This is a genomic window from Shimia sp., from assembly GCF_039969785.1.
In the GTDB taxonomy this organism is placed as follows: Bacteria; Pseudomonadota; Alphaproteobacteria; order Rhodobacterales; family Rhodobacteraceae; genus Shimia.
On sequence record NZ_JBDVNC010000016.1, the window covers coordinates 33,794 to 57,945 of the forward strand.

A 24,152-nucleotide genomic window follows, 5' to 3' on the forward strand; every position below is an offset into this window, starting at 1 on the left:
CCGGCTCACGCTTCGGCACGGCCCGTTCGTCTATCGGTTAGGACGCCAGGTTTTCAACCTGGAAAGACGAGTTCGATTCTCGTACGGGCTGCCACCGAAGCATTTTTCCGAAACTTCGGAAGTATTCAGGAACCAACGGTTCACATGGCCCGTTCGTCTATCGGTTAGGACGCCAGGTTTTCAACCTGGAAAGACGAGTTCGATTCTCGTACGGGCTGCCACTTTATCCCTTGATATCCTTCAATTTGGTTCCACTGCTGATACGCTCGGCAAGGTCGTGTCACCACGTTTTGCGGTGTGCATCTGGTCAACGGGATGGTCCTTGCGACAAGTGTATAGAACACTCATTTTAGTGTTGAACACCGCCGGTCCAATGATCTCAATCTGACGATATGAACGCCGATCTCCGGCCTCGATTTCGCAACCGGTCAAATCCATCCGGCAGATTTCAAAGCCCCTTCAAAAGACCGGCCAACCGGTATTTCCGTGCCGTCCTTGGTTCGAATGACGCGTTTTCGATTCTCGTGGCGAATCTCGTCCACGGCTGCTGCCGAAACCCACCATGACTTGTGAACCTGCAACCCGTCTGTATTGGTCAACTCGCGCTTGGCGTCGCTCATCCTGTGCAACATCATCCCGGTCCCTTCGTTGGTATGGACATGCAGATAATGGTCTTCCATGCGCATAAACTGAATGATGCCGGAAAGCCCTTCGGGCCGCCGCTCTAACCGGGCTACGTTTGGCCGGATATCTGTTGAACCGCCCTCTTCTGCTGGTGTCGAAACACCTTCTGCCTGATCTTTTTTATGCTCGTCAAACAAAGGCCATCGCTCGATCAGAATGTACTGAACCAGACAAAAAACCAGATTGATGACCATCACGTTCAGATAGGTCAGCCAGGGCGGAGGAAGACCACGCACCGGTGCAACAATTGCGTCAAGCAGAAACCGCACCTCAAAGGTCAGCGGCACGGCCCCGATAATAGCCGTCGCCATCAATAAAACCCACCCTGCAACCATCTCAGTTCCAAAAGTCGCGCGAACGCCACGCGAAATCAGGATCATCTGCAACCAACCGGCTGTGATCGCAATACTCCAAAACACGATCTGACCGGGAATCGCCTGCCTGCTGCCTTCTTCGTTGATCGAAATCCAGATCATCAGCGCACATGTCAGCGCCATCGCCACAACATAGCGCAAAGCAAGATTTGATCTGATCGCTTTCATCGTTTTGGTCCACCAACTGACTGTACGGGTCACGCTTCGTGAACTGTACCACGAACGTCGATAACGAAGAAATCGCAACGTTTCCGAAGGCTTGCTGGCAAAAAATCAGCAAAGCGCCAACGTCATGCCAGCAGTCCAAACACAGAAAGGCACCACCAGATGACTTGCGTCATGCGATTTTTAATACTCTCCGCCGCTCTTGCCTCAACCAGCGCTGATGCCGGGCAAGTTGACCTGACAATGACCGGCTTTGCCAGCGACAGCGGGCGAGCCCGGATCGTATTGATGGAAGGCAACGAAGCCTATTCGGGTCATCGGCCCGTCACGCATACTGCGTCCGTCCCTATCAAGCACGGGCGGGCAATGTGGTCTGGCTCGGTTGCGCCCGGAACATACGCAATCATTGCGCATCATGACAAAAACGCAAACGACGCGCTGGACCGGCCAATATTCGGTCTTCCGGTTGAACCTTATGGGTTTTCGAATGGGACATGGACCAGCATCGGGCTGCCCGCATTCGACGACGTTGCCTTCGATATTGGGACGGGTGTCGCGCCCCAACGTATCACGATGCGAACCAATGCGTTTGTCACTATAGCCCAGATCGCAGCGACCGGAGCCGCCGCGCTGATGGCTTTATTTGCCCTTGCCGCCGTCGGCCGTCGCCGCGCACATCGCCCTATCCAGAAAGGAATATTCCTATGAACGTCACCACAATCACCCGCGCCGGAGCGGCGGGTATGATCATCAGCGGTTTCGCCTTGGGATACTCATATGTGTCGCATCCACACCATATGGCTCCGGAAACAATCGGCTCGACATTCTGGGTGATAATCCATGCACTCTTTGCGCTGTCTTTGGTGCTTGGGCTTCTGGGCACAACCACACTTTATGCACCAACCGCCACCCGTTCCGGCGGCTGGGGGCTTGGTGGATATGTCTCTCTCTTCATTGGGATGATGTTGATTTTCGGTCTGGACTACTACGAAGTTCTGATCGCGCCGTACCTGGCCCGACACTATCCGAATGTGATCATCGATCACGGCGCGGGCGATGCAATGGGGCCGGTTGCGGTCTTCTTCCCGCTCGCCGGAGGTCTGACCGTTCTTGGCTATGCCGCGCTGGCCTTTGGCTGGATGAAAGGAAAGATTCTGTCCAAACCGGTCGCCACCGCCATGATAATCGCCTCACTTGCGTTTGGTTTTGGCCTCAGCCCGCTCGGCGACCTGATGGCGGCCCGGATTACGGCAGCCGCGTTTGGCGCAGCCCTTATCGCCATTGGTGTTTCCGCCTGGCGTTCTTCCGGCTTCGTGGCGACATCCTAGGCCAAGGCTTCAGCTTGCGGCTTGTGGAGGAGGTTGCCTTGCAACGGTTGACCAAAGGATCGAAGATATTCTGGCCGAGGTCGACCGTTGGGGCATCGCCGCCAATACCATCCCCTATCGTGTGCTGATGCGCTGTCGTGAAAAATGAACACGATCCTGACCGGCTGCAGAATGCGGTATTAGCATCTTTTTGCCACGTTTTATGGCCAGTCACGCCCGGCAGAGTGTGCGCATTTCGACTTTCGCCCATAAAATCGCGGCAACCTGCGATTTTCCGTCACGTTCCCTTTGTCAGGCACCACATTCGTCCTATGTTATGTCTAAGGCCAATTTCGGCGCTGCCATTCCGTCCCTTTCTGGAGGTTCCATTGAAAACCATTGTTGTTGCCACCGACCTGTCGCCGCGTTCAGATCGCGCGTTGCACCGAGCTTTGCGTCTTGCGGCCAAGCTTCAGGCCCACGCCCATGTGGTCTCGATCGTAGACGACGCAATGCCCGAGGATATGGTGACCCAGCTTTCCGAAAGTATTTCGGAACGCCTGACGACCTATATCGGTACGCTGGATGCGTCTGAAAACACCTCTGTCACTGTTCTGTCCGGCGATCCCGTTGAAATGGTGAATGAATATGCAATTGGTGAACAGGCCGATCTGCTGGTTCTGGGCGTGCATCGGCGTCGCGGATTTCTGGACCGTTTGCGGGAATCCACGTCTGAACGCATAGTGGCTGCCAGCATGGTGCCGGTGCTCGTTGTCAAAGATCTCGCCGACGCAGACTATGACACCATTCTTGCCCCGATCAGCTTTTCCGAGGCTTGCGCAGCGGCGCTGCGCTCTGCCGCTGTGATCGCACCCGAGGCCACCATGACGGCGTTTCACGCCCTGCATGTACCCTTTGCCGGATTGACAGGCGGGTCGCACGGCACAGAAATGTCGCGCGCTGTGCGCCGGGAAACCGAACAGAAACGCGAGGCCTGGCTGGAGGCGTATCAACAGCCGGAAGGCTATGAACCAGCCGAGATTATCACAGGCAGTGTCACCAAAACGTTGACGGACAAGCTGACCGAAGTCGCGCCCGACCTGATCGTATGTGGCACCCACACGCGCGGGCTGGCGCTGCACAGACTGGGCAGCTTTGCCGCCGACCTGCTGCGCGATCCACCTGCCGACATTCTGATGTCGCCGCCTCTGTCGCGTTAACCTTCAGCCAGGGGCACGGGCGTATCCACGCCCGCTGTCCACGGCTTGATATCGACCAGCGGCGTGCCGTCAAAACAATCGATGGCATCAATCCCGATTTCTCCAGTCTCGGGATCAAGTGACGTGATCGTCACCGCCGACATCGCCAGCGGATTGGGCCGGTTGGGCGATCGCAGCGAAAACGTACCGCGCGCGTATTGAGCATGGCGCGGTGCCTGAGTGATCAGATCACGCCGCGCACGGTGCATCCAATAGATCAGAAATATCCCACGACCGGGCTCTAACCCGATCAATCCGGGCGCAAAACCCTCATCCAGTTTGACTGTGAACTGACCGCCCTCTGCCGCTGCACGTTCGCGCGCCGAGGTGACGTTTTTGGGGCAATCGCCACGCTGCCACGGCGTATGAATGCGCCCGATAAATCGCAATGTTGCGTCTGTGTGTGCGCCTGGATCAAAGCCCAGCGTTGTTTCTCCGGGGCGAATATCCGGTTGATCGTCAGCCATGCGCAAACCTCCTGTTACGGTGCCATACTGACATCTGAAGAAACGCGCGCCACAGACCATTCGTCGCAATGCCCGGGAACGGGAAACGCCCACCTGAGTGGCGGGCGTTTAAGGAATTGCATGGCTAGTAAATCAACCAGACCAACGCCAGCGTGATAGACGGGAACATCGCCAGAATGGCCACGCGAACGATATCAGCCAGCACAAAGGGCGCGGTGCCCCGGAATGTCTGGCTGATCGGAATATCGCGCGCCATGGTGTTGATCACGAACAGGTTCATCCCCACCGGCGGCGTGATCAGCCCAACCTCAACCACAATCAGAACAATGATACCGAACCACAGGGCAAACTCTTCGGTGCCCATGCCGAAATCCAGCGAGGTCATGATTGGGAAAAAGATCGGTACGGTCAGCAACACCATCGACAGGCTGTCCATCACGCACCCGAAAATCAGGTAAAGCAACAGGACGCAGAACAACACGAACCACGGGCTGAACCCTTGTTCCAGCACCCACTGCGCCGACGTCTGAGGCAGCTGCGTCAGGGCCAGAAAGCTGTTGAACATGCCCGCACCCAACACAATCAGGAAAATCATGCCGGTTGAATTGGCTGTGGTCAGGATTGAATTCACAACCTTCTGCCAGTTCAGTCCGCCAGAGATCAATGCCACCAGCCCGGTGCCTGCTGCGCCCACGGCTGCCGCTTCGGTTGGGGTGAAAATGCCCGAATAAATGCCACCCACAACCGCCAGAAAGATCAGGATCACAGGCCAGACCGCGATCAGCGCCTTAAAGCGTTCCGAATAAGGTTGCGGTTCCAGCGCATCGCCCGATCCCGGTACCACCCGCACGTAAATTGCGATCACCAGCATATAGCCAATCGCCGCAAGGATGCCGGGAATAAAGGCCGCGACAAACAGCTTGGCGATATTCTGTTCGGTCAGAATGGCGTAGATCACCAGAATGACAGAGGGCGGGATCAGAATGCCCAGCGTGCCCCCAGCGGCCAGCGTGCCTGTGGCGAGCGGCCCGCTATAGCCGTAGCGGCGCAGTTCGGGCAAGGCGACTTGCCCCATTGTGGCCGCGGTGGCCAGAGATGAGCCGCAGATCGCACCAAATCCTGCGCAGGCGCCAATGGCCGACATTGCCACCCCACCTTTGAGATGCCCCAGCCAGCTTTCCGCCGCCTTAAACAACCCCTTGGACATGCCCGACAGCGTCGCGAACTGCCCCATCAGCAGGAACAGCGGCACAATCGACAGCGAATAGTTGGAAAACGTCCCGTACACGAGATGCTTCATCTGGCCCATCGTCATCATAGTGGAGCCAAAGACAATATAGGTCCCACCAGCCCCAACCGCCATCATCGCCAGCCCAATCGGGATGCGGATAAAGATCAGAATTAACAGAACCGGGAACGACCAAAGGCCAATTTCTAGATTGCTCATGCGGTCAGTTCCGATGGTTTAATGAAAATCGCGCGCAGGCTGCGCAAGACACAAAAGGCAGACACGATGACAAAGACAGCAGCGCCAAAAAAGCCTGCCGCATAGGCCATCCAGATCTCAAACTGCAGGATAAAGGTCGTCTCGTGGTAATTGTACTTGTCCATCATGCCCAAATACAGGCGCCACGCGATCACATAGGCCGCTACGAACATCATTACATCGGCGATCAGATCAATCACCTTGTTGGCAAACTTACCATAGGCGGCCTGAAACAGGTCCACCCGTGCATGGCCTCTGGTGTATTGGCACCACGGCATGAATGCGAAAATGGAAAACGCGACCCCGGCTTCGACAAGCTCAAAGTCGCCCGGAACCGGCCCTAACCCCAACGGGATCAGTGCGCGCCCTGTGATGGAAAGGCAAGTCATTATGATCAGGCCAATAAGCACGATCCCACCCAAAATGGCTGCAAAGCGCGCCAACCATCCGGTGCCCGTGTTCAACATCTGGTACATTGCGATTTGTGACCCCGTCCCTGTCCTGTGTTACTCTGCGTTGCCCGTGCTGACGTTGCACGCAGTGTTATGCCTAATGCGACACTATCTACCTGTCCTGTCAAGGTTTTCGTCACCCAAGGCGCAAGCAAGCTGCGTTCACCGGTCTGGCTCTGGTCTGGCCGCGAACGGTGCCAATTGTCGAAGACCCTCTCCCCCAAGGTCACAGTCAACTCCTGCACTGTTCTCCAAACCAGAGTCCGGCGCAAATAAAAATCCGGCATTCAAGATTGAATTTTGCTATGTTCAGGTGTCTACAGTTTGATCCGGGTCAGTTGGTAGAACTGCGATCCAGGTCCTTTAGGATCGGGCAATCGGGGCGTTCATCCCCGGCGCAGGCCCCGATCAGCTGCGACAGTGTCGACCGCATGTCCTGAAGTCCGGCAATCTTGGCATCAATCTCGCGCAGGTTCTCTTGCGCAACCCGTTTGACATCGGCACTGGCGCGCTGCTGATCTGCGTAAAGCTCCAGCAATGCACGGCAATTTTCGATGGTGAACCCAAGCGAACGAGCACGACCGATAAAGGCCAATCGGTGCAGGTCTCTGTCATCAAAATCCCGATACCCGTTGTCGCTGCGACATGGGGTGATAAAGCCGATATCCTCGTAATAGCGGATGGTCTTGGACGTTAGCCCTGACCGTTTGGCCACTTCTCCGATATTCATGACATTCTCCTTTGCTATTGCGCCGGAACCGGTGTTGGGATGCCCGCTTGGGTTCCGACATCCTCGTCCAGCGCCGGGTGAACCCAGCGTAGACGCAGCGCATTGCTCAGCACAAACACGCTGGACAACGCCATGGCGCCTGCCGCCAGAACCGGCGACAGCATCGGCCCGCCAAACGGGTACAACACCCCGGCGGCCACCGGGATCAGCACGATGTTATAGCCAAACGCCCAGAACAGGTTCTGGCGGATATTGCGGATCACCTGATTGCTGATCGCCACTGCGTTCACAACGCCACACACATCGCCGGACATCAACACCACATCCGCCGCCTCAATCGCCACATCGGTGCCGGTGCCGATGGCAATGCCCACATCCGCAGTCGCCAATGCAGGCGCGTCATTGATGCCATCGCCAACAAATGCCACCGCGCCATGCTGGTCCCGCAAGGTTTCCAGCGCTTTGACCTTTCCGTCCGGCAGGACCTGCGCGACCACATGATCAATGCCCAGCTCAGCCGCGATCACATCCGCCGTCTGGCGATTGTCCCCGGTGATCATAGCGACCTTGAGCCCCAGATCATGCAACGCACGGATCGCGACCCGCGCCGACGGCTTGACCGGATCGGCCACGCCCACCAGAGCCGCAATCTGGCCGTCGACGGCGATAAACAACGGCGTGCGCCCCATTTGCGCCAGCGCCTGTGCGCGGTCGCTCAATGAGCCAACGTCTAGCCCTTTGCGTGTCATCAGCCGCTCTGCGCCAATCATAACGTTGTGTCCGTCCACTTCGCCGCGCACGCCAAAGCCTGCCAAAGCGGCAAAGCCTGTGACCACAGGCGGCGCTTTGCCCTCCTGCCCGGCGGCACGCACCAAAGCCCGCGCAATCGGATGCTCAGAGGCCGCCTCGATCGCTGCGGCCAGCGTAAGGACGTGATCTGCCTGAAATCCCGACGCGACCTCTAGGTCGGTCAATTCCGGCTTGCCACGTGTCAGCGTACCGGTCTTGTCAAACGCCACCACCTGACAAGCGCGCAGGCTTTGCAATGCGTCGCCCTTGCGAAACAGCACTCCCAGCTGAGCCGCCCGCCCGGTGCCCACCATAATCGATGTGGGTGTGGCCAGCCCCATGGCGCATGGACACGCGATGATCAGCACCGCAACCCCTGCCACCAAAGCCCGGCTCAGCACCGGATCAGGTCCGAATATCAGCCACGTCACTACCGTCAGCACCGCCGCCGCCAGCACAGCGGGCACAAACCACGCAGTGATCCGATCCACCAACCCCTGAATGGGCAGTTTGGCGCCCTGCGCGTCCTGCACCATGCGGATGATCTGGGACAGCATCGTATCAGCGCCAACTTTCTCAGCCCGGAAGGTCAATGCGCCCTGCCCGTTCACCGTGCCCCCCAAGACATGTGTGCCCTGACCTTTTTCAACCGGCACAGGTTCGCCGGTGATCATGCTTTCATCCACCCACGACCGACCCTCAACCACTTGCCCGTCGACTGCGATTTTTTCGCCGGGGCGTACCAGCACATGATCTCCCACCACAATCGCCGCCAGCGGCACGTCTGAGATTTCACCATCCCGGACAACCCGCGCCTGTCGGGGCTGCAACCCGATCAGCTTGCGAATGGCGGCGCCCGTCTGCCCCTTGGCCCGCGCCTCCATCAGGCGACCGGTCAGGATCAACACCACAATCACCGCCGCGGCCTCGTAATACACATTGGCGGTGCCCACCGGCAAAACCCCGGGTGCGAAAGTGGATATCGCAGAGAACAGAAACGCCGCAGATGTGCCCAGCGCCACCAAAGAATTCATATCCGGTGCGCCTTTGAACAGCGCAGGGTATCCCTTGCTGTAAAACGCCCGGCCCGGCCCGATCAGCACCAACCCGGCCAGCAGGAATTGCGCATAATAGCTGTTTTGCAAACCGATATGTGCTGCCACCCAATGGTGCATACCCGGGATCATATGTGACCCCATCTCAAGCACAAACACCGGCGCCGCCAATATCGCCGCCCAGGCCGTGCGCCGTTTCAAGTCGCGCAACGCATCAAGCTTGCTGGTATCCGGCGCAGCGGTTTGATCACCCGGCACGTTTGCCTTGTACCCCGCCGCCGTGGACAGCGCCGCGATCTCGGGCGGGGTTGTTGCCCCCGCAAGATACGTCACATTTGCAGTCTCACTTGCCAGATTGATCTGTGCCGAGATCACCCCGCGCCCCGATTGCATTGCTTGCTCAGCGCGCCGCACGCATCCTGCACAGCTCATGTCGCCAATGGTCAGCCGCGCGATATCACAAACCGCCGGATACCCGGCCTGTTCCAGCGCTTCGACCAGATCGTTCACAGATGCGGGCGTGTCAAAGGTGACGCTGGCGGTTTCGCTGGCCAGATTTACAGCCGCAACATCAACCCCTGTGACGGCCGCCAGCGCCCGTTCCGCACGCCCTGCGCAGGACGCACAGTTCAGGCCCTGAATTCGAATTTGTATCGTTTGAGAATCTGTCATGACTTCACCGACTGAGCCGCCTGTCAGGGTACATAAAGGTTCCAGCAAGGGGAAGGTCAAGGCTACCATGACAATCCAGCTTATATTGGACGACTTGCCGCAGAAATTGCTCGATTTCTGTGTGGCATGAACTGTAAAGTTCGAGAGCAACGCCATTTTCTATTTAATTTGCGCGTTTAATTAAATATACGGACGCAAGAGGAGGGCAGTATGTTCCTTGAAAATGGCCCATGCACATCCGGGATTGGGGCGCTTGCCGCCACGACCGCCGAAAAATCGTCGACCACAATGCCCGGCCTGCGCGCACGCTTCGCGACTTGGACCATAGCTATTCTCAGCCTCGCCACACCTCATATGGCCGCCGCGGGGCCCCTGCCCTCTGCCGATGCGGTGTTCCCCGAACCAGATATGACCCGGGTCGAGCTGGGATGGCAGCTGTTTTATGACCCAATCCTCAGCGGCAATCGCACGGTTTCCTGCGCCACCTGTCACCATCCTCGCCTTGGCACCGGCGACGGGTTGTCGCTCGGAATCGGCGATGGCGGGATTGGGCTGGGCATTGATCGCAAGATTGATCCTGAAAACCCACCCGAACAACGCATCCCCCGTAACGCGCCCGCACTCTTTAACCTTGGGGCCAGCGAATTCACCCGTCTTTTCCACGATGGCCGCCTTGAAACGGATGTCACCCGCGCCTCAGGGTTTCGCACGCCTTTGGGCACGGAAATGGAGGCCGGGTTTGACTCGGCCCTTGCCGCTCAAGCCATGTTTCCGGTTCTGTCAGGCGATGAAATGGCCGGGCATTACTCGGAGAATGACGTCGCACAGGTCGTGCGCCAGGGATTCCTGACCGGTCCGGGTGGCGCTTGGGACATTCTGGCAAAACGTGTCGAAGCGATCCCCGCCTATCGCACTTCCTTTGACACAGTGATCGGCGCCGACACGCCTGTCCGGTTTCACGACATCGCCAATGTCATGGCCGATTTCATCCGGTTTGAATGGCGCGCGGACAACAGCCCGTTTGACACCTACTTGCGCGACGCCACTCCGTTGCCTGCTTCAGCGGCCAAAGGGATGGAGTTATTTTACGGCAAGGCACAATGCGACAGCTGCCATTCCGGCCAGTTTCAGACCGATCACGGTTTTCATGCGATCGCCATGCCCCAGATCGGCCCCGGCAAAGCCGCACGATTTGAAAGCCATAACCGCGACGTGGGCCGCATGCGGGTGACGGGTGCTGCCGAAGACGCTTATCGGTTCCGCACACCGTCGCTGCGTAACCTGCCCGAGACCGGTCCCTATGGCCATGCCGGGGCATATGCGACCATCGAAGCCGTTGTGCGTCACCACCTTGATCCCGTCGCCAGCCTGCACGCCTATGATCCCACAATGGCGTTGTTGCTTCCGCCCGATTATGACAACGATTTTGCGCTGCAGAATACGCCTGAAGACCTTGCCGCAATTGCGCATGCCAACGAATTGACCCCCATCAGCCTGAGCGATGCCGAAGTATCTGACATCGTCGCCTTCCTGCGCGCTTTGCAGGACCCCGGGGTTGCGGAGAATCGCCTGGGCGTCCCTGCGACTGTTCACAGTGGGCTTTTGGTTGATCAATAAATGCGCGAAAGCCATGCACTTAGCGCATATCTCGACTGCAATTGCCGGGCGCGCCCCCCCTCCGGGTGCCTAAGGTGCCCACTCAAAACATGCCTTAGACCTTTGTTCTGCAAGTCATAACCGCAATTCCCCGGACGCGGCCGTATATGCGTCGCGCAAAAGTTTCAGGACCCATGCCAACATAATGGGCGACCTGAGACACCCTGACCGTTGCCGCAATGCGGCAAATGCGGTATTGACGGCGCGGAAACAGGAGCTTGCGCTTGTGCCGTCCCATCGGTCCGGCGCGTTTCGCCCCGCCACTTGGTAAAGGAAGAATTTATGACCAACGTAGTGATCGCCTCAGCTGCACGGACCGCTGTCGGCAGCTTTAGCGGCTCGTTCGCCAACACCCCCGCCCATGATCTCGGCGCGACTGTTCTCAAAGCTCTGGTCGAGCGCGCAGGCGTCGACCCTTCGGAAGTTTCCGAAACAATTCTCGGTCAGGTTCTGACCGGCGGCCAAGGCCAAAACCCTGCCCGTCAGGCCCACATCAACGCGGGCTTTGCCAAAGAAAGCGCCGCATGGGGCATCAACCAGGTATGTGGTTCTGGCCTGCGCGCCGTAGCTCTGGCCGCACAGCACGTTCAGCTGGGCGATGCATCCATCGTTGCAGCTGGTGGTCAGGAAAACATGTCCATGTCGCCCCACGTGGCGAACCTGCGTCCCGGCACCAAAATGGGTGACGTGAAGTACATCGATTCGATGATCCGCGACGGTCTTTGGGATGCGTTCAACGGCTACCACATGGGTCAGACCGCTGAAAACGTCGCCAACCAGTGGCAGATCAGCCGCGACATGCAGGACGAATTTGCAGTTGGGTCGCAGAACAAAGCCGAAGCCGCCCAGAAGGCAGGCAAGTTTGCAGATGAAATCACACCCTTTACCGTGAAAACCCGCAAAGGCGACATCATCGTGGACAGCGATGAATACATCCGCCACGGCGCCAATATCGAAGCCATGGCTAAAATGCGCCCTGCATTTGCCAAAGACGGCTCCGTAACGGCTGCTAACGCATCGGGCCTGAATGACGGCGCTGCTGGTGCCCTGGTGATGTCCGCTGATGAAGCCGAAAAGCGCGGCATCGAGCCTCTGGCCCGTATCGCCTCTTATGCCACTGCTGGTCTGGACCCGTCGATCATGGGCGTTGGCCCGATCTATGCGTCACGCAAAGCGCTGGACAAAGCCGGTTGGGCCGTGGGCGATCTGGACCTTGTGGAAGCCAACGAAGCGTTTGCCGCTCAGGCCTGCGCCGTGAACAAAGACATGGGCTGGGATCCATCGATTGTAAACGTGAACGGCGGCGCCATCGCCATCGGTCACCCAATCGGTGCTTCGGGCGCACGCGTTCTGAACACTCTGTTGTTTGAAATGCAGCGCCGCGGTGCCAAAAAAGGTCTCGCGACCTTGTGCATCGGTGGCGGTATGGGCGTGGCCATGTGCCTTGAGCGCCCATAAGCGACGCGCCTCTCGTTTACTAAAAAAGGGCGCTGTACGGCGCCCTTTTTTGTCCTTACCAGTAGAATTGTTTTTCACCACCTCCGCAACAATCTGGGATGCGGCAATATGTTTGAGTAATATTATTGCACACCCGCACAATTTTGCGTAACAGAATTACTTAGAGATTACATCAGACAGGAGATTTACCATGGCAAGAGTTGCACTCGTTACCGGCGGTTCACGCGGCATCGGCGAAGCTATTTCCAAACGCTTGCAGGCCGACGGTTATACCGTTGCGGCCACCTATGCCGGCAATGACGAGGCTGCCGCCAAGTTCACCGAAGCCACAGGCATCAAAACCTATAAGTGGAATGTTGGCGACTATGACAGCAGCGCCGAAGGCATCGCACAGGTTCAGGCCGATCTTGGCCCGATTGACGTTGTGGTTGCCAATGCAGGCATCACCCGCGACGCACCGTTTCACAAAATGACTCCACAACAGTGGAATGACGTCATCGACACCAACCTGACCGGCGTTTTCAACACCGTGCACCCTGTCTGGCCCGGCATGCGTGAACGCAAGTTTGGCCGTGTTATCGTGATCTCGTCGATCAACGGTCAAAAAGGCCAGTTCGCTCAGGTGAACTATGCCGCGACCAAAGCCGGTGATCTGGGCATCGTGAAGTCATTGGCACAGGAAGGCGCACGCGCAGGCATTACTGCCAACGCTGTTTGCCCCGGCTATATCGGCACCGAAATGGTGCGTGCGATCCCTGAAAAGGTTCTGAACGACGTGATTATCCCGCAAATTCCTGCAGGTCGTCTGGGTGAACCAGAAGAGATTGCCCGTTGCGTGGCGTTCCTGGCGTCTGACGATGCGGGCTTTATCAACGGCTCGACCATCTCGGCCAACGGTGCGCAGTTCTTCGTCTGATCCGCGCCCTTACGAATGTAAGAGACCGCCCCTTTTCGGGCGGTCTTTTTTTGTTTGGACTATATCGCCTCAGCCTTTGGCGGGCGTGTACCAGATGGGGGATGAATAGGCCCGCTCTTGCTGATCCGGGCTCAGATGCGCCGGACGGTCGACCCCAAATACCATCGCGTCGTATGTGGTCCAGCGCGGCGTCGGTATTTCAAGCACCCGCACATAATAAAACGCCCGCAACGCGGCATCGAACTCCGGATCTGTCCACGCGGCCTGCAGGAATGTTGTTCCAATCGCATTGGTATAGGTTGCCGTATCAGGATCAACGGTGTTGCCCACAGGTGGCAATCTGCCATCCGCACCCGGCACCCGGCCATCTGACCACGCGACGTCATAGATGGCTTCCTGACGTGTTCCTGATGCATCAACCCAGCCTTTAACAATCTGAACCCGATCCAGATTGGCCCCATCCGGGTCTCGCAACGCCCGCACAAGCATTGTTGGCGCCCGACCTTTTGCATCCGGACCAAGATCACCGCCCATTGGCACGCCGTTTTCGTAGCCGTGACGTGCAAAATTCGGCAATTCCAGATCCGCAGCCGCAAGGTCAAATCCTGCGAAAACACGTACACGAATGCGGGTGCCGGTTGTTGCAAAAACCTCTTTGCGTTTCAACGCATCCCAAATCGCTTCGCGCGTGTTTTCTCTGGCCCAGACCGCCGCCAACCCAGAGGCCAACCCATCCGCATGGATCAGGTCATCGCTGGGGTCATCAGGAGTGAACCGACCCGTGATCCGTTCTTCAAACCGGATTGGGTCCGCCGTGGGTTCGACCAACGACACCTTGCCGAAAAAGTTTGATTCCTCTGCCGTGGACAACCCGGTATGAGAGTCCGTTGACCCAACCACTCCAAACTTAAACGGGTTCACACCTAAATCAGCCTCATAGGCCAACCCCCTTTGCCACGCCGTCCGGGCATATTCGCGCGGCAACATCGCTTCGGTTTTTGGTTCCGGCCCAAAACTACCCTTGTCCCACGTGCCGTAATCAGCAAATTCATCGTTCGGGGACAACAGCGGATGTGCTTCGCCGTCCCCCTTGATCTGGGTGATTTCGTAAATGGGTTCCCACCGGGCGCGCCGTTTAGCGTAATCCGCATCCAATGCCACGTCCGACAGGGTTTTATCACCAAACATCAAACCATTAGACAGGTTTCCGTTATGGGGTATGGCCAACACCTGCCCGCCTGAAATAGCCTCGTAGTTTTCCATCCAAGCCCACAAATCTTCGGGGTCTTCGGAATCATAGGCGCTCATCGGGACAATCATGTCCGCCGCGTCCTTGCCATCTCGAAAGATAATGTTGCGGTGCAGGTTGTTACCGTTGGGGCCGGATGTCCATTCATACCCAATAAGGGCCGTAAAGGCGTTGGGCACATTATGACGCTCGGCCGCTTCGGTTACGCGAGGCCACATAATTGTATCAAACCCTGACCCCTTAAGCGGGTCGGTCACAATGTTCAGCGCCTCTTGCATCCAAGTGTCATAAGACAGCACCCGGGATTCGACCGTGCGCGGTGCATAAATCTCGGAAATCCGACGACCCCATGCGCTTTTGGCCAACACCGGATCGTCATCCTCTAACGCAACCGGCAGCCCAAGGTTTTCGGCGTGATCCGTAACCGCCAGCCAATCCAGCGGGCGTTTCAGGCGCGCGCGCTGCCCGTTTGAAGAGGTGATTTCCTCACCTTTGGCAAATCTATAGGCATCGTCCGGGGTCAGAACCGCCCCCACCAAACCGGCATCCGCAGAATAGGCGGTGTGCAAATGCGTATCGCCGTAAAGAACCTGATTTGGAAAATCCTCTGCAAGAAACGGGGAATATTCCACATCACCTGCACCGGTACTGGCAATATGACCCAGTTCTTGCGCTGAGACCTGTTCTGGCACGCCGGTCAAAGCCACAGCGGCCACCGCCGCTGACATCGCGGGTGGAAAGAGAAACTTTAGTGTCATGAGGCTCACCAGAAAATCGAAAGAATAGGAAACAGGATACGCAGAACCAAACTGTTCAGGCATGCCCAATTCTAACATGAAAAGCCGTCTCGCACAGGTCTATGCATGACGGCCTGACTTTCATAAGCCATGATCCGCCGTGGCAAGCGCGCTTTAGCAACCCGGTTGGGCAGCTGCCTCCGACTTAGCCTTGTGCCTTTCAGGTGTCACGAAACCGGGAAGGCGAAGGAAACAATCTCGTAAGCGCGTTGAGCAGCGCGAAACGCACGCGCGAACGGCTCCCTGCCTTTGCCCGACGGCTTTGCATATACGCGCTGAATTTCTCCCGCGCGGGATCGGCGGGGCGTCCGTCGGAATGATACCTTGCAGACGCGCGCAGCATCTCTTCTGTGGGAAAAACTTGCATATCGTGCACCTCGTGAAACTGCCATTCTCCCTTGCAATTTAGGTAATTTTGGCGAATAATCCAAATCATGAAAACTTCTTAAACAATATGAAAACTATTGTGTTGGACCCAAACTGGTATACGCTCCCATCCCTCTCCTCTCTGCGCGCCTTTGAGGCCACGGCGCGCACAGGCAGCTTCGCCAAAGCGGCAAGGGCGCTTAACGTGACACAGGCCGCTGTGGCCCAACAGGTGCGCAGCCTCGAAGCTGATCTGGGCGTTTCACTGGCCCGCCGCGCCGGGCGCAGCATCTCTATGACGGATGCCGGTGCGCAGCTCGCCACCCATCTGAGCGATGGATTTGCCACAATCGCATCCGGCATACAGGAATTAACCGCAACGCAAGCCAGCGCACCGGTTCAGGCCTCGGTCACGACTTTTATCGCCCAATCGGTCCTGCTTCCGCGGTTACATGAATTCTGGAAGAAACACCCCGACATTCAGGTCTCTATGATGCCGTCGCTCGAAGCTGTGGATATTGCCGCTCTCGGGTTTGATCTTGGCATCCGCGCCACGGTAAACACCCCAGACTGGCCCGGGCTGGACGCTGAGTTTCTGGTAGAAAGCCAGCTTATCGTGGCAGGCGCGCCGAATATCGTGCACCCGGACATGCCCGACATCTCTGACCTGCCATGGCTGTTCACCCAAGGTATCGCCTATGAAGAGGCACGTCTGCGCACGCTGGGGCTTGACCCCGCCAAGATTAAAACGGTGGAGCTGGGGTCTGCATCTTACGAAATTTCCGCCGCAATTCAGGGGCTGGGCCTGATCACCACCCCCGAACTGCTTGTCCGGGACGAACTGTCAGCTGATCGCCTGCGCCGGGTTCCCACAGAAGGTTTGAAAACGCTGAATTACTATGCCGTGACCCCAAAAGGCCCAGTCCGCCCACAGGCGCGTGTGTTTATCGACTGGTTGAAACAGGTATTTTCGCAATGACTCCCACCAGATGTCACACGCAAGTCAGGCGTAAGTCAGGCACAAAAAGAAAGGGACCGCATCCGACGGATACGGCCCCTCATGATCCCGTAAGTGCCCGTTAATCAGGCGCAGCGGGAAGGCTCCGTAAGAACCGGTTGGTTCAGCGGAACAGACCGTTTTCTGAATATCCAGGTCACAATAGCAGTGAATACAGCGCTGCGCTCAGCATGGGCATCGCGGTAAGCCCGGGCGATACGGGCGTCAGTAGAATACTCAATCATGATCAACCTCATTGATAAGCGTGTTTGAACTGACTTGAATATGATCATTATGATTAAATGCCACAAACGAGACTTTTCACCACTTCAGTTAAGTTGTACTTAACTGACTATGTCAGACCGCCTGCCCCCACTTACCGCCCTGCGCGCCTTTGAAGCAGCCGCCCGCCATATGTCATTTGCCATGGCGGCCAGCGAATTGAATGTCACGCCTGCGGCGCTGTCTTTTCAGATAAAATCACTGGAAGACCACCTGGGCACGCCGGTGTTTCGCCGCCTGAACCGTGCGGTTGAACTGACCGAAGCCGGGCGTGCGCTGGCGCCAGGCACCCGCGAAAGCTTTCAAACGCTGAATGCCGCGTGGCGTGCGACCCGGCGCCTTGTCAATGATCAGACTTTGCTGGTCACCGCTGGCCCGGCCTTTACCGCAAAATGGCTGGCGCCCCGGTTTTACGAATTTGCCCGCGCCCATTCCGAAATCGATCTGCGGTTCTCGGCCACTCTGCGCGCGCTTGATTTCACCCGGGACGAAGTCGACGTGGCCATTCGCTTTGGTCTGGACAAGCCAGAACCGGGCCTCTGGTCTCATCCGCTCGAGCCTGAATGGGTCACTCCGGTAATGACGCCTGAACTGGCAGAACGCTACCCCACGCCAGAAAGCCTCAGAGACGCGGTGCTCATTCATGACGACTCGATCGCCTTTCTTAAACCGCTCGCGGATTGGAACGCGTGGTTTCGCATGATGCAGATCGACATCGACACCACGCATGGCCCGCGATTTACCGGCGCTGACCACGCTGTTGACGCTGCCATGGTTGGCGCGGGCGTGACGCTGGGCCGGCGCGCGCTGGTGGTCAAAGACATCCACGAAGGCCGCCTTGTCGCGCCTTATGACCGCGCCATCCGATTACAGGGGCGGTTTCGCTTTATTTGTCGCGCCGGGGCGGAAAACCGACCCCATATTGCCGCTTTCCGCGAATGGATCCTTGCAGAAATCGCTAAAACAACCAGCGTGACCCAATCGCTTGATTTGACCCCTATCGAGGACATCCCGGAATGACCCGCCACAAGGCCACCCTGATCGGGTTTATTGCTGTTTTGCTCTGGGCGCTGCTGGCGCTGTTCACAGTGGGCACTGCACCCACCCCGCCATTGCTGCTGAATACCATCTGCTTCTCAATTGGTGGCACGCTCGGGCTGATCTGGACGGCCCGTACCGGCGGCTTTGCGCGCCTGAAACAGGTCAGCTGGAAAGTCTATGCCTTTGGCACCGTGGGGCTGTTTGGCTATCACGCGCTGTATTTCAGCGCCTTGCGGCTGGCTCCGGCTGCCGAGGCCGGTCTGATCGCCTATCTCTGGCCCTTGCTGATCGTGTTGCTGTCCGGCCTGTTGCCCGGCGAGACGTTGCGCAACGGGCATTTGCTGGGCGCGCTGTGTGGCTTTGCCGGAGCCGCGCTGATTATTGGCGGCGGCGGCGGTGGCTTTGATATGGCCGCGCTGCCCGGCTACCTGCTGGCGCTGGCCTGTGCTCTGACGTGGTCGGGCTATTCCGTCATCTCGCGTCGGCTTGGAACTGCGCCAACCGCCACTGTGGCCGTGTTTTGCGTTGCAACAGCAATCCTGTCCGGCGCCATGCATCTGATGTTTGAACAAACCGTCTGGCCCCAGGGCACAGGCGGTTGGCTTTCCGCCATTGCACTGGGGCTCGGACCGGTAGGGCTGGCGTTTTATGTTTGGGATGTGGGGGTCAAACGCGGTGACATTCAGCTTTTGGGCACCGCATCTTATGCGGCTCCGCTGTTGTCGACATTGGTTTTGGTGGGGGTTGGTGTCGCAGAGCCAACCTGGATGCTGGCTGCCGCGACCGTTCTGATCACCGGCGGCGCAATAATTGCTGCGCGCGCCAGCTTAAAGGGATGATCACACAGATAGTCGTGAAATCTCTTCTTTGATTTTTAGCTTTTGTTTCTTTAGGTCCGCAATTTCCAGATCACTTGATCCAGGGGACCGCTGTTCGGCTTCGACTTGATGCGAGAGGGTCTCGTGTTTCCGTTTCAAAACTTCCAGGTGCGCGGTGACGCTCATCATTATTCTCCTATCAAGTTAAAACAACACGCTCAGTCCAGCACAAATCCTGCCATCTGTCACGCCCGGAGTACGAAGAATTTGTAGCAGCAGTGGAATTCCGCCAATGCGTTTTGCCGCGGTCGTGGGCCTGTTCGAAAATTGAAATTTCAACCCCCCGGAATCGCTGCATTATTCTGGTACTCCGCGAGAGCACGCCCACATTTTCCCGCGATATCAGCGTGGAAAATCCAACGGCGACCCATGGCGTAAAACCGCCCGAATCCGGGGCGTATAGCTTTCTTTGTCGCTATCATGCGTCAGACCGTCATGCATCAATACCGGCGCATGAAGGCGAAAAGCAGCCCGCCCGCCCTTGCGCGCACGCACGATCACAAGTCCCGGATCACGTCCAATGCGCGGCTGAAGCGGCAGCACCTGAAGCGATCCTAGCCGACGGCTGATGCCAGACAGCAAATCCGGCAACCGTTCGGCTCTGTGAATGAAACTGGCATAGCCTTTGGGGGCAAGTCGCCGGGATGCCACATCAATCCATGTATCCAGCGCGGTATCTTCGCCCATCGCCACTTCGCGCCCGGCATCACGTGCGGCGGTGCTGCTGTCGCGATCAAAGTAGGGCGGGTTGGCAATGACATGATCAAACCGCTTCTGGCGCAGATCATCGGGCAAATGCGCCAGATCAGCCTGTACGATGGTGGCGTCAATCCCGTTGTCGCGCGCATTCTGAACGGCCAGTTCGGCATAGGCGGGCTGCATTTCGACCCCGGTCAGATCCACCCCCGTCACCCGGACGCTCAGACAAAATAGTGCTGTCCCAACACCGCAGCCCAATTCCAGTACAGACTGCCCGGATTTCGCAGGCACGGACGCAGCCAGCAAAACAGGGTCGACACCCGCGCGGTATCCGTCTGTAGGCTGGCGCAGGCTTAACCGTCCGCCCAAAAAGTCGTTTTTCGTGGTGTTGTGGATCACACAGACCGCCCCAACGCGATGTCATTGTCCAGCATGACACGTTCGGCCGCATCCAATTCACCAGACCGCACCATCAGGCGACGCGGCAATATGCCAATCGATCCTTCCAGCACGCTCATATTTACGTCCATTTCAAAGCAGTCTATACCCTCTCCCCGAAGCAGGGCTGTGGCAAAGGCAATGATCGTCGGGTCGTTACTGCGCAAAAGCTCTCTCATAACAGGGATGTAAGAACAGCGGGCGGCAATTGTCGACCCCTCTGACGGGAACTTGACCATGAGTCTGGATATTGCCGCAAACAAACCGCACGAAGCTTTGGCTGCGCTGCTACGCGATGAAATGACGGCGGTGAACGCGCTGATACAAGAGCGTATGGAATCCCGTCACGCACCGCGCATTCCCGAAGTGACCGCGCACCTTGTCGGCGCTGGCGGCAAAAGGCTGCGCCCGATGCTGACATTGGCGGCGGCGCGGTTATGTGGCTATGACGGGCCGTATCATGTGCATCTGGCGGCGACGGTCGAATTTATTCACACCGCCACGCTGCTGCATGACGATGTGGTTGATGAAAGCGCGCAACGGCGGGGCCGCCCCACTGCAAACCTGCTCTGGGACAATAAATCTTCGGTTCTGGTTGGGGATTACCTGTTTTCCCGCAGCTTTCAGCTGATGACAGAAACCGGCTCACTCGATGTACTGCGCATTCTGTCCAATGCCTCGGCGACGATTGCCGAAGGCGAAGTGCTGCAACTGAGCGCGGCCAGCGATCTACGCACGGATGAAGATGTCTATCTGCAAGTTGTCCGCGGCAAAACAGCCGCGCTGTTTTCAGCGGCGACCGAAGTGGGCGGCGTGATTGCAGATGCCGACCCGACACATGTGCAGGCGTTGTTTGAGTATGGCGACGCGCTGGGGATTGCGTTTCAGATTGCCGACGACCTGTTGGATTATCAGGGCGATGCAAAATCCACAGGCAAGAATGTCGGGGATGATTTCCGCGAACGCAAGCTGACCCTGCCGGTGATCAAGGCCGTGGCGCAGGCCACCGAAGAAGAGCGTGCCTTTTGGGTGCGCACCATCGAAAAGGGACGTCAGGAAGACGGCGACCTTGAGCATGCGCTGGCGTTGATGAACACATATGGCACTTTGGAGGCAACACGTCAGGACGCGCTGGTCTGGGCCAACAAAGCCAAGGCGGCCATTGCCACACTGCCTGAGCATGACATTCGTGGATTACTGAGCGATATTGCCGATTACGTGGTCGCCCGTCTGAACTGATCCGCATTTGGGGGCGCTGCCCCCCAACTTTGAAAACCACAGGTTTTCCAAGCTCCCCCCGGAGTATTTTGGGCAAAATGAAGATCAGGACAGGGTGCAGGCCTGTGTCCACCACTCCGGATGCGCGGATTTGAGGTTTTGTGCGCTGGCCGCAGCGGCGGCGGCGGTGTCAAACAGCGCAAAGCAGGTCGCGCCTGATCCGGACATGCGCGCAATCAGCGCGCCTTGTTGGTTTGACAGCGTTGCAAGCACGCCGGAGATGACTGGTTGCTGCAGTTGCGCGGGTGTTTGCAGGTCGTTGCGCTGTGTGGCGAGCCACGCCGCGATATCTGCCGCTGTTGTCAGTTGCGGAATGGTCGCAGGCATCGCGGGATGGGTTTTGGCTTTCAGCGCTTTGAACACCTGAGGTGTGGGCACAGCAACGCCGGGATTGACCAAAACCGCGTTGAGCGACGGCCAGCCTTGCAGCGCTGTCACCTGTTCTCCGATCCCCTGCATACGCGCGCTGTGCCCGGCCATGCACACCGGGATATCCGCACCCAGCGCAAGCGCCTGATCTGTGTCGTCAGTTTTAAGCGCGCGCAAAATGGCGGCGGCATCAGATGAGCCACCGCCGATCCCGGCGCCGTGGGGCAAGTTTTTCTCAAGACGGATTTGCCCGCACCACCTAGCACTCCGGGCTGCGCGCCAGACGAGGTTTGAGGCATCTGTCGGCACACCCAGCGCAAAAGGGCCGGTTATCTCAAGACCCATCTGCGCGCCCGGTGTCAGCCAGAGCCGATCCCCGAAATCTGCAAACATCACCAGCGAATCAAGCAGATGATAGCCATCGACGCGCTGGCCGGTCACGTGCAGGGTCAGATTGATCTTGGCCGGGGCAAATGCCTCAACCGTCATTGGCCACCTTCAGAGCTTCGGCGCCCTCTTCGCTGAGCACCGCGTCCAGCCCCACATCCAGTTTACGGCGGATGCGATCCGGTTTGGCTTCGGCCTCGCTTTCTTCGTCGACAAAGCTGAGCGCCCGACGCCATTGAAACTGTGCCTCCAGATGCCGCCCAACGGCCCAGTAGACATCCCCCAGATGGTCATTCACCACCGGATCCACCGGCATCAGCTCGGTTGCGCGTTCCATATGGCCGACCGCCTCGTGATAGCGGCCCAGCCGGAACAGTACCCAGCCCAGCGAATCCACGATATAGCCACTGTCCGGGCGGGCGGCGACGGCGCGTTGGATCATATCCAGCGCCTCGTCCAGCTTAGTCTGTTTTTCGACCAACGAATAGCCGAGGTAATTCAGCACCTGCGGTTGTTCTGGGTTCAGCTCCAGCGCCTTGCGAAAATCGGATTCGGCTTTTTCCCAATCTTCCAGACGCTCATGCGAAATTCCGCGCGCGTAATAGATAAACCACTGCCGCTGTTCCTGGCCTTCATAGAGCGCCAGCGCCTTGTCGTAAGCTGTCACAGCACCTGCAAAATCTCGTTCCTGACGCAACAGATCACCCAGCGCGGTGTGCACCACAGGCAGGTCAGAATGGCTGCGTGACAGTTGATGCAACACTTCGATGGCGGCGTCCATCTTGCCCGACTGGCGCAACGCCTCGGCGCGCCCCAGCTCTGCGGCATGGAAGGACGGATGGTCCGCGGGGACACGTTTCAACGTCTTTGTCGCCAGCTCGTAGCGGCCCAGAATTTCCAGCAATTCCGCCGTCAGCAATATCGCTTCTGTGTGTTCGGGGCGCAGGAATTCCGCCACCCGGGTGTATAGCAACGTATAGTCGGCGTTGGCTTCGTTCTGCAACGCGCTGCCCAGAGAATAAAACACCTCGGCCACGCCGTCAGAGGCATCCGATACATGGGTAAACGGCAGCATTTCTCCTGCGTTTAGCCGCGTGTGCATATCGCGCAGGAACGGATCCAGATCAGACCCAAATGCCTCATCCATACGGGCAATTGCATCAGCATTGCGATCCAGTTGGCTCAGAATTTCCAGATGTGCCAGAACGCCACGCCGGGTCATCTGAACACCGTGCAGGTCGTCATTGGCATATATCGCCTCGGCGCCTTCAAAATCCCCGACCGAGGCCAGTGCCAGCGCCTTGTGGTAATTGGCAAATCCGGCAAGTCCCGGCTCTTTGGCAACCCCGTCAAACGCCGACAGCGCCTTGGACATGTCGCCGCGACCAATTTGCGCCCAGGCGGTCATTAAACCATCCACCAGCGGGCCAACCTTACCGTCATCTTCAAGCCGCTCCAGCAGTTCGGAATAGGCACCATCGCGCACCAGCCCTGCAGCAATCACCATATTTGCCAACTGGCTGCTCAACCCGTCGGCATCCATCTTGCGGGCCACGGGCAGCGCCCGGTCAATTTCGCCCAGCGACAGATACGCCAGCACCGCATTTTCCAGCAGGACCGGATTGCCGGGATCACGCATCAGAGCGACCCCGTAATAGCGCGCAGCAGCAGCGAAATCGCTGTTGATCGTGGCCTGACGTGCGGCGAGATAAGACCCGGAAAGACCATCGGCCTGCACAGGAAGCGATACCGCTGCCAACAAAACAGACAGGGTCGCGGAACGGAAAAATGGATTGGCCACAAAAGGCTCCTCGGCTCAGATTACCCCGGAAAGGTAATGCGCGCCTTGCAGAACCGCAATGGGGCGACCACTGGTCGCCCCGGAATTGGCACAAAACTGA

23 protein-coding genes and 2 tRNA genes are annotated in these 24,152 nt (G+C 57.9%); 12 read left to right on the forward strand and 13 right to left on the reverse strand.

Annotated elements, in window-relative coordinates; translation table 11 throughout:
* Positions 1 to 19: 19 nt before the first annotated feature.
* Both ABJI08_RS06785 and ABJI08_RS06790 read left to right on the forward strand, forming a co-directional pair.
* Positions 20 to 94 (forward strand) — tRNA-Glu (locus ABJI08_RS06785).
* A 52-nt stretch (positions 95 to 146) separates the two neighbouring features.
* Positions 147 to 221: transfer RNA gene (locus tag ABJI08_RS06790), tRNA-Glu, on the forward strand.
* A 207-nt stretch (positions 222 to 428) separates the two neighbouring features.
* Here ABJI08_RS06790 and ABJI08_RS06795 read toward each other — a convergent pair.
* Positions 429 to 1,226, reverse strand: coding sequence for a LytTR family DNA-binding domain-containing protein (locus ABJI08_RS06795; RefSeq protein WP_348401067.1), 798 nt, complete (start codon positions 1,224 to 1,226; stop codon positions 429 to 431).
* Between the two features lie 171 nt (positions 1,227 to 1,397).
* Between ABJI08_RS06795 and ABJI08_RS06800 the strand changes: the two genes are divergently transcribed.
* The 3 genes from ABJI08_RS06800 (at position 1,398) to ABJI08_RS06810 (ending at position 3,750) form a co-directional block, all read left to right on the forward strand.
* Positions 1,398 to 1,931: a DUF2141 domain-containing protein gene (locus tag ABJI08_RS06800; protein WP_348401068.1), complete on the forward strand. Its 534-nt coding sequence runs from the start codon at positions 1,398 to 1,400 to the stop codon at positions 1,929 to 1,931.
* Positions 1,928 to 2,551, forward strand: coding sequence for a hypothetical protein (locus tag ABJI08_RS06805; RefSeq protein ID WP_348401069.1), 624 nt, complete (start codon positions 1,928 to 1,930; stop codon positions 2,549 to 2,551). The genes ABJI08_RS06800 and ABJI08_RS06805 overlap by 4 nt, the downstream gene beginning before the upstream one ends.
* A 368-nt stretch (positions 2,552 to 2,919) precedes the next feature.
* Positions 2,920 to 3,750: a universal stress protein gene (locus ABJI08_RS06810; protein WP_348401070.1), complete on the forward strand. Its 831-nt coding sequence runs from the start codon at positions 2,920 to 2,922 to the stop codon at positions 3,748 to 3,750.
* Here ABJI08_RS06810 and ABJI08_RS06815 read toward each other — a convergent pair.
* From ABJI08_RS06815 to ABJI08_RS06835, 5 genes are all read right to left on the reverse strand, one after another.
* Positions 3,747 to 4,256, reverse strand: a complete 510-nt coding sequence (locus tag ABJI08_RS06815) for a TrmO family methyltransferase (RefSeq protein ID WP_348401071.1) — start codon at positions 4,254 to 4,256, stop codon at positions 3,747 to 3,749. The two genes, ABJI08_RS06810 and ABJI08_RS06815, sit on opposite strands and share 4 nt — an antisense overlap.
* A 124-nt stretch (positions 4,257 to 4,380) precedes the next feature.
* Complete coding sequence (locus ABJI08_RS06820) at positions 4,381 to 5,703, reverse strand: TRAP transporter large permease (RefSeq protein WP_348401072.1); 1,323 nt, start codon at positions 5,701 to 5,703, stop codon at positions 4,381 to 4,383.
* Positions 5,700 to 6,209, reverse strand: coding sequence for a TRAP transporter small permease subunit (locus tag ABJI08_RS06825; protein ID WP_348401073.1), 510 nt, complete (start codon positions 6,207 to 6,209; stop codon positions 5,700 to 5,702). The genes ABJI08_RS06820 and ABJI08_RS06825 overlap by 4 nt, the downstream gene beginning before the upstream one ends.
* A gap of 319 nt (positions 6,210 to 6,528) precedes the next feature.
* Positions 6,529 to 6,924 carry a Cu(I)-responsive transcriptional regulator gene (cueR, locus tag ABJI08_RS06830; protein WP_348401074.1) on the reverse strand — a complete coding sequence of 132 codons (396 nt, stop codon included), beginning with the start codon at positions 6,922 to 6,924 and terminating at the stop codon, positions 6,529 to 6,531.
* A 14-nt stretch (positions 6,925 to 6,938) separates the two neighbouring features.
* Positions 6,939 to 9,440 (reverse strand): heavy metal translocating P-type ATPase, encoded by a 2,502-nt coding sequence (locus ABJI08_RS06835; protein WP_348401075.1) that lies wholly within the window; start codon positions 9,438 to 9,440, stop codon positions 6,939 to 6,941.
* Between the two features lie 354 nt (positions 9,441 to 9,794).
* On the opposite strand from ABJI08_RS06835, the gene ABJI08_RS06840 reads away from it, so the two are divergent.
* From ABJI08_RS06840 to phbB, 3 genes are all read left to right on the forward strand, one after another.
* On the forward strand, positions 9,795 to 11,057 hold the full coding sequence (locus ABJI08_RS06840) for a cytochrome c peroxidase (RefSeq protein ID WP_348401316.1): 1,263 nt from the start codon (positions 9,795 to 9,797) through the stop codon (positions 11,055 to 11,057).
* A 321-nt stretch (positions 11,058 to 11,378) separates the two neighbouring features.
* Positions 11,379 to 12,554 carry an acetyl-CoA C-acetyltransferase gene (locus ABJI08_RS06845; protein WP_348401076.1) on the forward strand — a complete coding sequence of 392 codons (1,176 nt, stop codon included), beginning with the start codon at positions 11,379 to 11,381 and terminating at the stop codon, positions 12,552 to 12,554.
* A gap of 190 nt (positions 12,555 to 12,744) precedes the next feature.
* Complete coding sequence (gene phbB, locus ABJI08_RS06850) at positions 12,745 to 13,470, forward strand: acetoacetyl-CoA reductase (protein ID WP_348401077.1); 726 nt, start codon at positions 12,745 to 12,747, stop codon at positions 13,468 to 13,470.
* A 69-nt stretch (positions 13,471 to 13,539) separates the two neighbouring features.
* Here the strand turns inward: phbB and ABJI08_RS06855 are convergent, their stop codons facing one another.
* The gene (locus ABJI08_RS06855; RefSeq protein WP_348401078.1) at positions 13,540 to 15,477 is read right to left on the reverse strand and encodes a DUF3604 domain-containing protein; all 1,938 of its coding nucleotides are present in this window, start codon (positions 15,475 to 15,477) and stop codon (positions 13,540 to 13,542) included.
* Between the two features lie 199 nt (positions 15,478 to 15,676).
* On the reverse strand, positions 15,677 to 15,952 hold the full coding sequence (locus ABJI08_RS06860; protein ID WP_348401079.1) for a hypothetical protein: 276 nt from the start codon (positions 15,950 to 15,952) through the stop codon (positions 15,677 to 15,679).
* 18 nt (positions 15,953 to 15,970) lie between these two features.
* On the opposite strand from ABJI08_RS06860, the gene ABJI08_RS06865 reads away from it, so the two are divergent.
* From ABJI08_RS06865 to ABJI08_RS06875, 3 genes are all read left to right on the forward strand, one after another.
* Positions 15,971 to 16,861, forward strand: coding sequence for a LysR substrate-binding domain-containing protein (locus ABJI08_RS06865; protein ID WP_348401080.1), 891 nt, complete (start codon positions 15,971 to 15,973; stop codon positions 16,859 to 16,861).
* A gap of 372 nt (positions 16,862 to 17,233) precedes the next feature.
* Positions 17,234 to 18,181, forward strand: coding sequence for a transcriptional regulator GcvA (gene gcvA / locus ABJI08_RS06870; RefSeq protein WP_348401081.1), 948 nt, complete (start codon positions 17,234 to 17,236; stop codon positions 18,179 to 18,181).
* Entirely contained in the window at positions 18,178 to 19,041 is an 864-nt protein-coding gene (locus ABJI08_RS06875) for an EamA family transporter (RefSeq protein WP_348401082.1), read from the forward strand. Before gcvA ends, ABJI08_RS06875 begins: the two co-directional genes overlap by 4 nt.
* Here the strand turns inward: ABJI08_RS06875 and ABJI08_RS06880 are convergent, their stop codons facing one another.
* The 3 genes from ABJI08_RS06880 to ABJI08_RS06890 form a co-directional block, all read right to left on the reverse strand.
* On the reverse strand, positions 19,042 to 19,206 hold the full coding sequence (locus ABJI08_RS06880; protein ID WP_348401083.1) for a YdcH family protein: 165 nt from the start codon (positions 19,204 to 19,206) through the stop codon (positions 19,042 to 19,044). It abuts the gene before it with no gap.
* A 216-nt stretch (positions 19,207 to 19,422) separates the two neighbouring features.
* Positions 19,423 to 20,178, reverse strand: a complete 756-nt coding sequence (locus tag ABJI08_RS06885; protein ID WP_348401084.1) for a methyltransferase domain-containing protein — start codon at positions 20,176 to 20,178, stop codon at positions 19,423 to 19,425.
* Positions 20,175 to 20,396: a DUF2007 domain-containing protein gene (locus ABJI08_RS06890; RefSeq protein WP_348401085.1), complete on the reverse strand. Its 222-nt coding sequence runs from the start codon at positions 20,394 to 20,396 to the stop codon at positions 20,175 to 20,177. Before ABJI08_RS06890 ends, ABJI08_RS06885 begins: the two co-directional genes overlap by 4 nt.
* 58 nt (positions 20,397 to 20,454) lie before the next feature.
* On the opposite strand from ABJI08_RS06890, the gene ABJI08_RS06895 reads away from it, so the two are divergent.
* Positions 20,455 to 21,456: a polyprenyl synthetase family protein gene (locus tag ABJI08_RS06895; protein ID WP_348401086.1), complete on the forward strand. Its 1,002-nt coding sequence runs from the start codon at positions 20,455 to 20,457 to the stop codon at positions 21,454 to 21,456.
* 84 nt (positions 21,457 to 21,540) lie between these two features.
* Here the strand turns inward: ABJI08_RS06895 and ABJI08_RS06900 are convergent, their stop codons facing one another.
* Together ABJI08_RS06900 and ABJI08_RS06905 are read right to left on the reverse strand one after the other, a co-directional pair.
* Positions 21,541 to 22,353: a 4-(cytidine 5'-diphospho)-2-C-methyl-D-erythritol kinase gene (locus ABJI08_RS06900; protein WP_348401087.1), complete on the reverse strand. Its 813-nt coding sequence runs from the start codon at positions 22,351 to 22,353 to the stop codon at positions 21,541 to 21,543.
* Complete coding sequence (locus ABJI08_RS06905; protein WP_348401088.1) at positions 22,343 to 24,052, reverse strand: tetratricopeptide repeat protein; 1,710 nt, start codon at positions 24,050 to 24,052, stop codon at positions 22,343 to 22,345. Before ABJI08_RS06905 ends, ABJI08_RS06900 begins: the two co-directional genes overlap by 11 nt.
* Positions 24,053 to 24,152: the final 100 nt, after the last annotated feature.